Here is a 13,205-nt window from a genome sequence, read left to right as displayed (position 1 = left end):
TTCGTCGTGTCCCGGGCCGCCCGTCGTACCGGGGTGCGCGGGGCGGGCCCCGGGCGGCCGTGTGCCCCGACCGTATCCCCGACCGGCACCCCGATGCCGCCAGCCGGGGCCTATCCACCGGAGCCACGCGGCGGATGATCGACAGCACGTGATGATGAAACTACCTTCGGTCGCGATGTCTGCCCTCGCCCCCGCCTCCGCGTCCCCCGCCCCCGCCCCGCCGGGCAGCCCACCGGACAGGCTGGCCCCAGGCGGCCGGGTGGACGCGCTGACCGGGCTGCGCTTCCTCGCCGCGCTCGCCGTCTTCGCCCATCACTTCACCGGGCTCGGCGGGCCGGGGAGCGGGGTGGCCCGGGTCCCGGCCTTCTTCCCGTACACCACGATGGGGGTGCACGGGGTCGGGTTCTTCTTCGTGCTCTCCGGGTTCCTGCTGGCCTGGGGGTACCGGCCGGGGACCTCCGCCCGGCTCTTCTACTGGCGGCGCGCCGGGCGGATCTGGCCCGCCCACCTCGCCGCCAGCCTGCTCGCCCTGGTGCTGCTCTTCTGGTGGGGCGGCCGGACCACCGACGCCTTCTCGGTGCTGGCCTCGGTCCTGCTCGTGCAGACCTGGTTCCCCGGGGTGACCCCGACCCTGCCGGGCAACAGCGTCGCCTGGACCCTCAGCGTCGAACTCTTCTTCTACGCCCTCTTCCCACTGCTCGTCCGGGGGGCGCTGGCCCTGCGGACCCGCGCCCTCCTCGCCGTCTCCGCCGGCTCTCTCGCCGTCATGGCCGCCGTCAACCTCTGGCTGCTGACCCACCTCTCCGGAGCGGCCGCCGAGTGGGTGATGCGCCACCCGCTGGCCCGGCTCCCGGAGTTCGGGCTCGGGCTGGCCGCGGCCCTCGCCCTGCGCCGGGGGCTGCGTCCCGCGCTGCGGGCCTGGCCGGTGGTGGCGGCACTGGCCGCGTACACGGTGGCGTACACCCGGCGTGCGGAGTGGGCGGGGGAGGGGAGCGTGGTGCTGGAGGCGACGGTGCGGCCGGTGGTGGCGGTGCTCGCGGTGGGGCTGGTGGTCGCCTGCGTGGTGCGGGCCACCGGTGGTTCGGGGCGGGGCGAGGGGTGGCTGGCCTCGCCGGTGATGGTCCGGCTCGGTCTCTGGTCGTACGCCTTCTACCTGCTGCACCAGACGCTCAACTACGCCATCACCGACCGCTGGGGCCACCAGCCGGCTGGCGGGGTGGCCCTCTTCACCATGATCGGGACGGCGGTGGTGGCGACCGCGCTGGCCGGGGCGCTCTACCACGGGCTGGAGGAGCCGGCCCGGCGGTGGTGGGCGGCGCGTCCGCCGCGCTGGGTGACCGGCGGAGGTGACCCGCGGTGGGTTCGGGCGTTGTTCCTCCCACACAGGAGCGGGGGACCTTCATGAGGAGTCGCGCATGCACCGATCGGCCTACGAGCAGATGCAGCTCTGCGTCGCCACCTATCTCCCCACCGGCCGCCGCGTCGACGTCGTCGACCTCGGCTCCCGCGTCTCCGACGGCCAGAAGCTGACCCACCGCAGCCTGCTGGAGGGGTACGACGTCGCGTACACCGGCGTCGACGTGCGCCCCGGCGCCAACGTCGACCGCGTGATGACCGCCCCCTACCGGCTGCCGGTCAGGTCCTCCAGCGCCGACGTGGTCCTCTCCGGGCAGGCGTTCGAGCACATCCCGTTCTTCTGGGCGTCGATGCTGGAGATCACCCGCGTCCTCAAGCCGGGCGGCCTCGCCTTCGTCACCGCCCCCTCGCGCGGCCACGTCCACGACGCCCAGGACTGCTGGCGGTACTACCCCGACGGCTTCCGCGCGCTCGCCGCCTACTGCCGGCTCGACCTGCGCGAGGCGTACACCGACTTCCCGCCCGTCGAGGGCATCCGGCACGCCTACCGCGCCATCGACGCCAAGCACGCCTACTGGGGCGACTCCGTCGGCGTCTTCCAGAAACCCCGCAACCACCCCCGCCTGACCATGGCCCTGGTCCGCGCCACCACCCTGTGGTGGGCCAACCGCGTCGGCGGCGTCGACTCCGTCCCGCTGCCCGCGCCGCTCCCGGGCCGCGAGCGCTGCGGCCGGCCCACCCGGAGCGCGCCGGTGCCCGCGCCCGCGGCCGGGCCGGGCCCGGCCACGACACGCCAGGGCACCCCCGGCCACGCGGGTGCGTAAGCCACTTATCAACGCTCAGTTGACGAGACGTGACATACGGGACACGGCGTGCGTACTGTCAGGCGGCATGGCATGGAAGAACACGGTGAACTCCGTCCTCAAGCAGCTCACCGGATACCACCTCACCCGCGCCGCCGTCCCGGCTCCCCGCGTCGCGCCGGTCCCCGCCCCCGAGCCGGCGCCGAAGCCCCGGCCCAAGAAGTTCCACCTCCCCGAGGACTACGACGAGGAGGCCAAGGAGACCGTCCGCGCCGTCAAGCCGTGGACCATGACCTCCCCGGAGCGGCTCAACGCCTTCATCCTCGCCACCCGGTACGTGGTGCGCCACCAGATCCCCGGCGCCGTCGTGGAGTGCGGGGTCTGGCGCGGCGGTTCGATGCAGGCCTGCGCCAGGACGCTGCTGAGCCTGGACGCCGCCGACCGCGACCTCTACCTCTTCGACACCTTCGAGGGGATGCCGCCGCCCACCGAGGAGGACCTGCGCCGCGACGGCCGCTCCGCCGAGGAACTCCTCGCCGCCCAGGGCAAGGACCGCCCCATCTGGGCCGTCGCCTCCCTCGACGACGTACAGGCCGGCTTCGACCAGGTGCCCTACCCCAAGGAACGGCTGCACTACGTGCAGGGCCTGGTCGAGAAGACCGTCCCCGCCGAGGCGCCCGAGCAGATCTCCGTCCTGCGCCTGGACACCGACTGGTACGCCTCCACCCGGCACGAGCTGGAACACCTCTACCCCCGGCTGGTCTCCGGCGGCGTCCTGCTCATCGACGACTACGGCTACTGGCAGGGCTCCCGCCGGGCCGTCGACGAGTTCCTGGAGGCCACCGGCGAGCGGCTGCTCCTGCTCCGCATGGACGAGGGCCGTATCGCGGTCAAGCCCTGACGCGCCCCGCCCCGCCCGGCCACCTGGCCGCCCCGGCGCCCGTCACCCGAACGGACCTGCGCAAGTGACCTGTGCCGGGGTGCCGGGTTGTTAACCCTTGAGGGGGTGCCTCGCACCGGAGCTGCCGGGCACCCCCACCGGGCCCCGGCGGGACGCCTTCCCCCCGTCACCCCAGTCTCCGGAAGGATCGTGCGCCGCGCATGACACCCCGACTCACCGTCGTCGTCCCCGTCTACAACGTCGAGGAGTACCTCGACGCCTGCCTCGCCTCCCTGGGCCGGCAGACGATGCGGGACCTGGAGGTCGTCATGGTCGACGACGGTTCGACGGACTCCAGCGCACGGATCGCCCAGGCCCACGCCGTCCGCGACTCCCGGTTCCGCCTGGTCCAGCAGGAGAACGCGGGCCTCGGCGCCGCCCGCAACACCGGCGTCCGGCACGCCACCGGCGCGTACCTCGCCTTCGTCGACAGCGACGACGTGATCCCCGAGGACGCCTACGCGCTGATGCTCGACACCCTGGAGCGCAGCGGCTCCGACTTCGTCACCGGCAACGTCCACCGGCTCAAGACCGACGGCACCACCGAGCAGTCGCCGATGTTCCGGCGGGCCATGTCCACCACCCGGCTCACCACCCACGTCCTGCGCGACTGGGACCTGCTCGGTGACCGGATCGCCTGCAACAAGGTGTTCCGCAGGGACTTCTGGGACAAGCACGCCCTCGCCTTCCCCGAAGGGGTGCTCTTCGAGGACATCCCCGTCATCGTCCCCGCGCACTTCCTCGCCGGCAGCGTCGACGTCCTCAGCGACACCGTGTACCTCTGGCGCGACCGGCACGGCTCCATCAGCAACAAGCGCGCCCTGCCCCGCGCCGTCCACGACCGCACCGCCGCCGTCACCACCGCCAGCACCTTCCTCGGCCGCCGCCTCGCCGAAGCCGCCGGCACCCCCTTCGAGGCCGACTGGGCCGAGGCCAAGCGCCGCTACGACCAGTCCGTCCTCGCCGGCGACCTCTGGATGTTCATGGAGGCCCTGCCCGACGGCGACGACGCCTACCACCAGGCCTTCCTCGACCACGCCAACGCCTTCGCCGACCACGCCGACCCGGCCGCCCTCGCCGCCCTCCCCCTCCACCTGCGCGCCAAATGGGCCCTCATCCGGCGCCGCCGCCTGTCCGAACTCCTCGACCTGATGGCCTTCGTCCGCGCCAACCCCGACGCCTTCCAGGTCCGGGGCCTGGCCCGCCGCCGCGCCGCCTACCCGGTCACCCGCGCCCCGCTGCCCGCCCCCGCGACCCGGCTGCGCCCCCGCGACCTGCCGCTCATCGCCCGCGTCACCCGCGCCCACTGGGAGGACGGCAAGCTCCACCTCACCGGCTACGCCTACGTCCGCAACCTGCCCCCCGGCCGCCTCCAGGCCCGGGGCAAGGCCCTGTGGCTGCGGGCCGGGCGCCACCGCGTCGTCCCGCTGAAGGTCCGCCCGGTCCGCTCGCGGGAGGCCACCTACAGCTCCCGGCAGGCCCTGCACCGCTACGACCGGGCCGGCTTCACCACCGTCGTCGACCCGGCCCGGCTCTCCACCGGCCGTCCCAGCACCACCTGGAAGCTGGAGATGGCCGCCGTCGGCGGACTGCTGCCGCGCACCGGGCCCGTCCGGATGGCAGGGCTCGACGGGCTGCCCGTGCACTACCTGGGGGAGTTCCGCCGGGTCGGGGCCACCCTCAGCGCCGGGCGGCTGCGGCTGCGCGCCGAGAACGTGCCCTCCCGCCTCGCCGCCCACCACGACGAGGACGGCACCCTCCACCTCGAAGGCCACCTCGCCGCCACCCCGCCCACCGGCGCGGAGGCGTGGGCCGGGCTGCGCGCCACCAACTGGTACACCAAGGAGACCCTCGACCTGCCGATCGGCCTCGACGGGAAGACCTTCACCGCCGAACTGCCGCTGGCCGCCCTCGCCGAGGGCGCCGAACCCCTCGACCCCGAGGCCCCCGTCCGCCGCCCCCAGCCCTGGGGCCTCTCCCTCTTCCGCGCCGACGGCACCACCAGCCCCGTCGCCGTCCACCCCGAGATCGAGTCGGGCCGCTACCCGCTCGGCGAGGGCCGCGAACTGCTCGTCGGCGCCAACTCCGCCGGCAACGTGGAACTGCGCGACCAGCCCGTGCGGCCCATCGTCACCGAGCTGAGCTGGCCCCCGCGCGGCCCCCTCACCCTCGCCGGGAGCTTCCCCGCAGCCGACGAGGACCGGCGCGAACTCGTCCTCGTCCACGGCACCCACGGCGAGGAGACCGTCCTCGACGCCCACCGCGACGGGCCGCGCTTCACCGCCACCCTCAGCCCCGAGGCCGTTCACGGGCCCGGCGGCACCCTGCCGCTGGCCGAGGGCAACTGGACGATGTTCCTGCGCCGGCCCGGCGAGAGCGACCCCGCTCTCTACACCCCGGTGCACATCGCGCCCGCCCTGCACACCGGGCTGCCGCTCGCCCGCCACCTCGGCGGCCGGGAATTCCTCGTCGAGCGCCGCCACTACGACCGGCTCCAGCTCCACTCCGGCTCCTCCCTGCCCGCCGCCGACCGGGGCCGCACCCAGCAGAAGGCGCTGCGGGCCGCGTACACCACCCGGCGGGCGCGCGGGCCGCTGCGTGACGCCGTGCTCTACAGCAGCTTCGACGGGCGTCAGTACTCCGACTCGCCGCGCGCGATCCACGAGGAACTGGCCGCCCGCGACACCTCCCTCACCCACCTGTGGACCGTCCGCGACCAGCAGGTCGACCTGCCGCCGGGGCTCACCCCCGTCGCCCTGTGGAGCGCCGAGTGGTACGAGGCGCTGGCCCGCTCCCGGCACATCGTCACCAACACCCAGCTCCCCGAGTGGTTCGAGCGCGCCGAGGGCCAGTACGTCGTGCAGACCTGGCACGGCACCCCGCTCAAGCGGATCGGCCGCGACCTGGCCGGCTCGCCGGCCGCCGACCCGCACTACATCGCCGCGCTGCCGCACCGCAGCGCCCAGTGGTCGCTGCTGGTCTCACCGAACCGGTTCTCCACGCCGATCCTGCGCCACGCCTTCGGCTACACCGGGCCCGTCCTGGAGTCCGGCTACCCCCGCAACGACCTGCTGGACGCCCACGGCCGCGCCGAGCGCGCCGCCCGGGTCCGCCGCCGCCTCTCCATCCCCGAGGACCGCACCGTCGTCCTCTACGCCCCGACCTGGCGCGAGGACCGCCCCAAGCGCGGCGGCCGGTACGCCCTCGACCTCCCCCTCGACCCGGCCGGGGCCGCCGCCGCACTCGGCGACAGCCACGTCCTGCTGGTCCGACGCCACTACCTGGTCGGCGGCTCGGTCCCCGGCGGCGACAATGTCCGCGACGTCAGCCGGTACCCCGACGTCGCCGAACTCCTCCTCATCAGCGACGTCCTGGTCACCGACTACTCCTCGCTGATGTTCGACTTCGCGCAGACCGGGCGCCCCATGCTCTTCCACACCTGGGACCTCGACCACTACCGCGACACCCTGCGCGGCTTCTACTTCGACTTCGAGTCCGGCGCCCCCGGCCCGCTCCTCACCGACGCCGAGGAGGTCGTGGAGGCGCTGCGCGACCCGAAGGCCGCCACCGCCGGCCACCGCGAGGCGTACGACGCCTTCCGTGCCCGGTTCTGCGACCTGGACGACGGCACCGCCGCCGCCCGCGTCGCCGACGCCCTGCTGGCCGCCACCCCGCACACCCCGGCCGGCCGATCCGCCACCCGCACCGCCGCGTTCACCGGGGAGCCCGCATGACCACAGAGCCGCATCCCGCCGACGCCCCCGACCTCAGCGTCGTCGTCCCCGCCGACGCCGGCCCCGAGGCCCTGAAGGCCTCCGCCGCCTCGGTCCTGGAACAGACCCTGCGGCACACCGAGGCCGTCCTCGTCGACCCCGGCCGGGACAGCACCACCACCCGCACCGCCGCCACCCTCGCCGAACGCCACCCCGGGCGCGTCCGGCACGTCACCGCCGCGCGCGGGGCCGACCTGCGCGACACCGGCGCCGACCACGCCCGGGGCACCTGGGTCACCTTCCTCGGCCCCGGTGAACGCCTCCAGAAGGACGCCGGGCGCAACCTCCTCGCCGCCGCCCTCGACACCGGCGCCGACCTCGTCGCCGGCACCTGGACCCGGCTGCCCGCCCCCGGCGAGAATCTGCCGCGCGGCGCCGAACAGGCCGAACCCGCCTGGCAGCGGCCGCTGCACACCCGCACCCGGACGGTCGGCAGCCTCACCGACGCCCCCGGCCTCGTCGTCCACGACTCCCTCGTCACCGGCTTCTGCGTCCGCCGCTCCCTGCTCGCCCCCGACGCCCGGCCCGCCGTCCGCCACGAGGAGGCACCCCCCGTCGGCGACCTCCTCTTCGGCGTCCGCGCCGCCCTCGCCGCCCGCACCGTCACCCTGATCCCCAACACGATCACCACCCACCGCGCCGCCCCCGACCCGGCCGGGGACGCCCCCGCCCGCATCACCGCCGCCGCCCGCGCCGCCCGCCTCCTCGCCCGGCACGGCCACCCGGGGCTGGCCGCCGCCCGCGAACGCGCCCTCCTCACCGACCACGTCCTGCCCTGCGCCGCCGCCCTGCTCGGCATGGGCCGCGAGGAGCGCGCCCGCACCGCCGCCCAGGTCGCACCGCTGCTCGCCGGGCACCTCGGCGCCGACGCCCTCGCCCCGCTCGACCCCGTCGCCCGCGCCTGCCTGAGGCTGCTCGCCGACGGGGACGCCGACGGCGCCCGGGACGCCGCCTACGCGCTGGCCAACCCCGGCACCGTCGTCTCCCCGGTCGTCGAGCACGCGGGACGCGTCCACTGGCGGCCCGGCACCGAGGCCGCCACCGGGACCGACCCGCTCGACGTCACCGAACTCGGCCTCCAGTACCGGCCGTTCGCCCGCCTCGACCTGCTCAACACGGTCACCCGCGCCACCCGCTCCCAGGGCCGCCTCCTCCTCGTCGGCCGCATCGTGCTCCCCGGCCACGCCCTGCCCGACCGGCCCGAGGTCACCGCCACCCTCGTGCTGACCTGCCGCGACCAGCCAGGACGCACCCTCACGCTGCCGGTGGACGACATCCGGTACGCCAAGGACGCCCTGGTCTGGCGGGCCTGCGCCGACCTCACCCGGCTGCTCGGGGCGCGCGGCGTCGGCGACCGCGTCTGGGACCCCGCCCTGCGGGTCACCGCCGGCGGCGAGACGCTGACCACCCCGCTCTTCGCCGAACCCGAGACGGTCAAACCCGCCGGCGCGCTGCGCGCCCGCCCCCGCCTCGGCCGCCTCACCGGCGACACCTGGCAGCCCTACGTCACCGCCCACCACCGCCTCGCCGTCTGCCTGCTGGCCCGCCGCAGGCCCGCCCGCCTGGCCGAGAAGATCCTCCACTACGCGACCCACTTCCGCCCCGCCCGCGCCCTGCGCCGCCGCCTGGCCGCCGTCGCCGCCCGCCGCAAACGCCTCGCCGGACAGGCCGTCAAGGCCCGCGTCTACCGCACCCTGTTGCTGCGCCTCCCCGTCCGCAAGGGCCAGGTCGTCTACGAGGCCCACATGGGCAAGCAGTACGGCGACAGCCCCCGCGCCATCCACGAGGAGGCGATGAGCCGGGGCCTGCCGCTGCGGCCCGTCTGGTCGTACGCCGGGAGGCCCGAGGGGTTCCCCGCCGACGCCCGCCTGGTGCGCCGCTGGTCCTGGCCCTACCTGGTGGCGCTGGCCCGGGCCCAGTACTGGGTCGACAACCAGGGCTTCCCGCACGCCCTGGACAAGCCCCGGCACACCACGTATCTCCAGACCTGGCACGGCAGCGCCTACAAGCGGATGGGGTTCGACGAGGCGCGGGTCAAGACGCAGAACGACCCGCAGCGGCGCCGGCTCCAGCGGGCCGTCGACCGCTTCGACCACTTCCTGATCCGCGCCCCGCACGACGCCGACACCCTCGGCCGCGCCTACCGGCTCGACCCGGACAAGCTGCTGCCCACCGGCTACCCGCGCAACGACCGCCTCGTCGCCGCCCGCGACCAGCACGCGCCCCGCCCGCCGCTCGCCGAAGCCCTCGCCATCCCCGAGGACCGCACGGTGGTCCTCTACGCGCCGACCTTCCGCGGCGGGCCCGGCCACAAGGAGGCCAAACTGCCGCTGGACGTCCGCAGGTTCGCCGAGGAGTTCGGCTCCACCCACGTCCTGCTGGTGCGCAGCCACTACATGGAGCGCGCCGCCCTGCCCGCCACCGCGCCCGGCACCGTCCACGACGTCTCCGGCCACCACGACGTCAGCGAACTCCTCACCCTCGCCGACGTCCTGGTCACCGACTACTCCTCCATCATGTTCGACTACGCCCTCCTCGACCGGCCCCTGATCCACTTCGCCCCCGACCTCGACGCCTACACCGCCGAGAGGGGCAGCTACTTCGACCTGCGCGAACGCGCGGGCGGGCCGGTCGTGGACACCCAGGACGCACTCCACGAGGTGCTGGCCCACCTGGACGAGGCCGACCCGCACTGGAAGGCCGCCCGCGCCCGCTTCGCCGAGGAGTTCGGCGCCTACGACACCGGCGGCGCGGCGGCCGCCGTGGTCGACACCCTCTTCGCCGCCCACACCCCCCGGCGCCGCCCGAAGCCCTGCCCGGCCTCCCGGCGGCGCCCCGCAGAGAGGACCGGCACATGACCGCGCCCGCCGCCCAGGAGACCCCCGCCGCGCCCGCCGCCGAGGCCGGGCCCCGCGAGATCTACCTCATCGGCAACACCGTGGACGAACTCGGCGGCGTCACCGCCTGGACCCACCAGATGGCCCGCCTCTTCCGCCGCCAGGGCCACCCGGTGCACGTCATCGGCATCCACGAGGCCGAGCTGAAACTGACCCTGCCCGGCCCGCCGGACTACCCCGTCACCGCGCTCTACCCGAGCCACCCGCCGACCGCCCGTCCCCTCGTCGGCCGCCGCCGCCTCAGCCCGGCCGCCCGGCTCCACGAGCGGCGCCGCCTCGCCGCCAAACAGGCCGCCGTCGCCCGGCTCTCCGGCATCCTCGCCCAGGCCGCCCCGGGCGCCGTCGCGATCGTCACCCAGGTCTGGCCGATGGAGTGGCTGCGCCAGGCCGACACCTCCCGGGTCCGCCTGATCGGCATGAGCCACGAGTCGTACGCGTACACCCGCGCCTGCCACCGCTACCGCTGGGTCAAGGAGAACTATCCGCACGTCGACCGGTGGCTGGTGCTCACCCAGGAGGACGCCGACGACTGGATCACGCTCGACGGCATGCAGAACGTGGGCGCCATGCCCAACGCCCTCGCCCACCTCCCCGAGGCGCCCTCGCCGCGCTCCGGGCGCAACGTCGTCAGCATCGGGCGGCTCGCCGACCAGAAGGGCGTCGACATGCTCCTCGACACCTGGGCCCTGGTCGCCCCGCACCGGCCCGACTGGCGGTTGCGGATCTACGGGGCCGGGGAGGACGAGACCGCGCTGAAGAACCAGTGCACCAGCCTCGGGCTCGACTCCTCGGTGGAGTGGAGGGGGCGCACCGACGACGTGCCGGCGGCGCTCGCCGAGGGGTCGGTCTTCGTGCAGTCCTCGCGGGGTGAGGGGTTCCCCCTCGCCCTCATGGAGGCGATGGCCTCCGGCGTGCCCTGCGCCGCCTTCGACTGCGCGCCCGGGGTCCGCGAGATCGTCCGGGACGGCGAGGACGGCCTGCTCGCCCCGCCCGGCGACCTCGACTCCCTCGCCGACCGGCTGCTGCGGCTCACCGGCGACCAGGAGCTGCGCGACACCATGGGCGATCGGGCCCGCGTCAACGTCCAGCGCTTCTCCGAGGCCCACGTCCTCGAACGGTGGGAGGCCCTTTTCCGCCTGCTGGACCGTTAGGGGGCGGGCGGCTCCTCGCCGAGGAAGACGCGGCGTACGACCCGCTCCGCCGCCCGGCCGTCGTCCCACGGGCAGAAACGCGCGCGGAAGGCGGCCCGGCGGGCGGCGGAGCCGGGCCCGGACCAGGCGCCGGAGGCGAAGATCGCGGTCAGGTCGTCCTCGTCGCAGGCGACCGGGCCGGGCGCGCAGCCGCGCAGGTCGACCGAGAGCCCCCGCGCCGCCTCGAAGGCCGCCCAGTCGTCGGCGTACAGCACGATCGGACGGTCCAGCACCGCGTACTCCACCATCAGGGACGAGTAGTCGGTGATCAGCGCGTCGGAGGCGAGGCAGAGGCGCTCGACCGAGGGGGGGCCGGAGACGTCGATCAGGCGGGCCGAGGGCGCGGTGCCGGGCGGCAGCAGGGGCGCCCCGCAGCGGGGGTGGGCCCGGGCCAGCACGGCGAAGCGCGGGCCGAGCCGGCGGAGCATCCGGTCGAGATCCGGCGGGCGGTGCGGGCCGGTGCGGTGGTCGCGGTAGGTCGGGGCGTAGAGCAGGGCCGTCACGTCCGGGGCGAGGCCCAGTGTCTCGCGCAGCCGCTCGCGTGCGGCCGGGTCGGGGGAGTGGAAGGCGTCGGCGCGCGGCTGACCGTACTCCAGCACGGTGTACGGGGCCGGGTAGGCCCGTTCCCAGGTGAGCGTGGTGTGGCGGTTGCCGGAGAGGGCGTAGTCCCACTGGTCGGCGGTGGCCACCACCCGGTGCACGTCGGTGGTCCCGGCGGCGGGGCGGTCCAGCACCTCGGCGCCGATCCGCTTGAGCGGCGTCCCCCGGCCGGTCTGCACGACGCACTGGCCGCGCCGCTTCACGTGGCCGGGCTCCGGCTCGCCGTCGGTGACCAGGTAGCGGGCGCGGGCCAGGGCCGTGAAGTAGGCAGCGCTGCCCGGGGTCACCCGGCGGGTGGCGACCGGGGCGGTGTGCCGGTGCTCGGGCCGGGTGATCCAGAAGGTGCGCAGGCCGGGGACGAGGTCGCGGGCGGCGCGTTCCAGGGCGGCCGGGTGGTGGGTGTAGCCGTGGCCGTCGCCCGCGCCGAAGAGGGCGTCCCGCTCGCGCAGGGGGAGCCGGCGCTGGAGCGCGTAGTGGGCCCGTAGGCCGGACTTCCGGGCGCGGGCCTTGAGGGAGCGGGCGGTGCGGCGGGCCCGGCCGGAGGCGCGGGCGGCCAGCCGCAGCGCGCCGAACGCCCGGTGGCTGCCGTGCCGCACCAGGGCGTGCCGCAGCCGGTCGCGGGGGCCCAGGGGCGGCAGCGGCGTCCGGTGCAGGCGGTACTGGTCGCGGGCCCGGTGCAGGAAGGCGGCCCGTTCGCCGGCGGGCAGCCGGCCCGGTTTGGTGTAGACGGCGGTGAAGTGGTCGACCATGCGGCGGAAGACCACCGGCCGCCACCGCTCCAGCTCCGGGTGGGCGTCGAGGAAGGCGAAGACCCGGTCGTACTGGTCGAAGACGTCGAAGTGCCGGTGGCTGACGGTGCCGAGGATCGAGCCCTGCCGCCGCTGCCGGTAGTGGACGCAGACCCGGTCGAGCACCGCGATCGTCTCGGCGCTCATCAGGGCCGGGAAGGTCCAGGGGGTGTCCTCGTAGTAGCCCGGCGGGAAGGTGAGGCCGGTCCGCTCGACGAAGTCGCGGCGGTACGCCTTGTTCCACACCACCATCAGCAGCCGCAGCAGGCCGGGGCGTTCGGCGAGGGTGAAGACCTGCGGGTCGCCCTCGTGGAGTTCGGCGGCGAGCTGGTTGCGGAGGACCTGGCCCGACAGGTAGGTGCGGGCGTAGTCGAAGACGAGGATCTCGGGGCTGTCGGTCTCCTTGATCCGGTCGGAGAGGGTGTGCAGCGCGTCCGGAGTGAGCGTGTCGTCCCCGTCGAGGAAGAGGACGTACTCGCCGGTGGCCCGCTCCAGCCCGGCGTTGCGCGCCCGCCCCAGCCCGCGGTTCTCCGGCAGGTGGACCGGCACCACCCGCCCGTCGCGCGCGGCGTACGCGTCGATCAGCTCCCCGCAGCCGTCCGGCGAGCAGTCGTCCACCGCGATCACCTCCAGATCGCCGAACGACTGGCCGAGCACCGAGTCCAGGCAGGCGCCGAGGTACGCCTCCACACGGTGGGCGGGCACGATCACACTGAACCTGGGCACGGCACATCCGATGGGTCGACGCGAGTCCTGGGGTCTACCGCCCCAGAACGCGCGCCCCGGCGTGCCGGTTACGCGGAATGCGGCATCCGGGGGAACCGCCGCGATGACGGACAGATGCGCGAAGGACGGCGG

7 protein-coding genes are annotated in these 13,205 nt (G+C 75.1%); 6 read left to right on the top strand and 1 reads right to left on the bottom strand.

Annotated elements, in window-relative coordinates; translation table 11 throughout:
- The first annotated feature begins 175 nt into the window (after positions 1 to 175).
- The 6 genes from OIM89_RS09850 to OIM89_RS09825 all read left to right on the top strand — a co-directional run bounded on the left by OIM89_RS09850 (position 176) and on the right by OIM89_RS09825 (position 10,920).
- Positions 176 to 1,405, top strand: coding sequence for an acyltransferase family protein (locus OIM89_RS09850; RefSeq protein WP_264491160.1), 1,230 nt, complete (start codon positions 176 to 178; stop codon positions 1,403 to 1,405).
- A 10-nt stretch (positions 1,406 to 1,415) separates the two neighbouring features.
- The gene (locus tag OIM89_RS09845) at positions 1,416 to 2,180 is read left to right on the top strand and encodes a methyltransferase domain-containing protein (protein ID WP_226964338.1); all 765 of its coding nucleotides are present in this window, start codon (positions 1,416 to 1,418) and stop codon (positions 2,178 to 2,180) included.
- Between the two features lie 67 nt (positions 2,181 to 2,247).
- Positions 2,248 to 3,060, top strand: coding sequence for a TylF/MycF/NovP-related O-methyltransferase (locus tag OIM89_RS09840; protein WP_030696359.1), 813 nt, complete (start codon positions 2,248 to 2,250; stop codon positions 3,058 to 3,060).
- A 200-nt stretch (positions 3,061 to 3,260) separates the two neighbouring features.
- Positions 3,261 to 6,833, top strand: a complete 3,573-nt coding sequence (locus tag OIM89_RS09835) for a bifunctional glycosyltransferase/CDP-glycerol:glycerophosphate glycerophosphotransferase (protein ID WP_264491159.1) — start codon at positions 3,261 to 3,263, stop codon at positions 6,831 to 6,833.
- Entirely contained in the window at positions 6,830 to 9,730 is a 2,901-nt protein-coding gene (locus OIM89_RS09830) for a bifunctional glycosyltransferase family 2 protein/CDP-glycerol:glycerophosphate glycerophosphotransferase (RefSeq protein ID WP_264491158.1), read from the top strand. The genes OIM89_RS09835 and OIM89_RS09830 overlap by 4 nt, the downstream gene beginning before the upstream one ends.
- Positions 9,727 to 10,920 carry a glycosyltransferase gene (locus OIM89_RS09825; RefSeq protein WP_037665153.1) on the top strand — a complete coding sequence of 398 codons (1,194 nt, stop codon included), beginning with the start codon at positions 9,727 to 9,729 and terminating at the stop codon, positions 10,918 to 10,920. Before OIM89_RS09830 ends, OIM89_RS09825 begins: the two co-directional genes overlap by 4 nt.
- Here OIM89_RS09825 and OIM89_RS09820 read toward each other — a convergent pair.
- Positions 10,917 to 13,058, bottom strand: coding sequence for a bifunctional glycosyltransferase family 2 protein/CDP-glycerol:glycerophosphate glycerophosphotransferase (locus tag OIM89_RS09820; RefSeq protein WP_264491777.1), 2,142 nt, complete (start codon positions 13,056 to 13,058; stop codon positions 10,917 to 10,919). The genes OIM89_RS09825 and OIM89_RS09820 overlap by 4 nt on opposite strands.
- Positions 13,059 to 13,205 lie beyond the last annotated feature (147 nt).

The organism is Streptomyces sp. BI87 (genome assembly GCF_025957665.1).
Lineage (GTDB): Bacteria > Actinomycetota > Actinomycetes > Streptomycetales > Streptomycetaceae > Streptomyces > Streptomyces albidoflavus.
The sequence above is the reverse complement of the archived record's forward strand: the minus strand, read 5'-3'. Positions and strand labels throughout refer to the sequence as shown.

Bases quoted from the DNA above. Each gene is read 5' to 3' on its own strand.
- OIM89_RS09825 (WP_037665153.1), top strand. From the start codon at position 9,727: ATGACCGCGCCCGCCGCCCAGGAGACCCCCGCCGCGCCCGCCGCCGAG.
- OIM89_RS09830 (WP_264491158.1), top strand. From the start codon at position 6,830: ATGACCACAGAGCCGCATCCCGCCGACGCCCCCGACCTCAGCGTCGTC.
- OIM89_RS09850 (WP_264491160.1), top strand. From the start codon at position 176: ATGTCTGCCCTCGCCCCCGCCTCCGCGTCCCCCGCCCCCGCCCCGCCG.
- OIM89_RS09845 (WP_226964338.1), top strand. From the start codon at position 1,416: ATGCACCGATCGGCCTACGAGCAGATGCAGCTCTGCGTCGCCACCTAT.
- OIM89_RS09835 (WP_264491159.1), top strand. From the start codon at position 3,261: ATGACACCCCGACTCACCGTCGTCGTCCCCGTCTACAACGTCGAGGAG.
- OIM89_RS09840 (WP_030696359.1), top strand. From the start codon at position 2,248: ATGGCATGGAAGAACACGGTGAACTCCGTCCTCAAGCAGCTCACCGGA.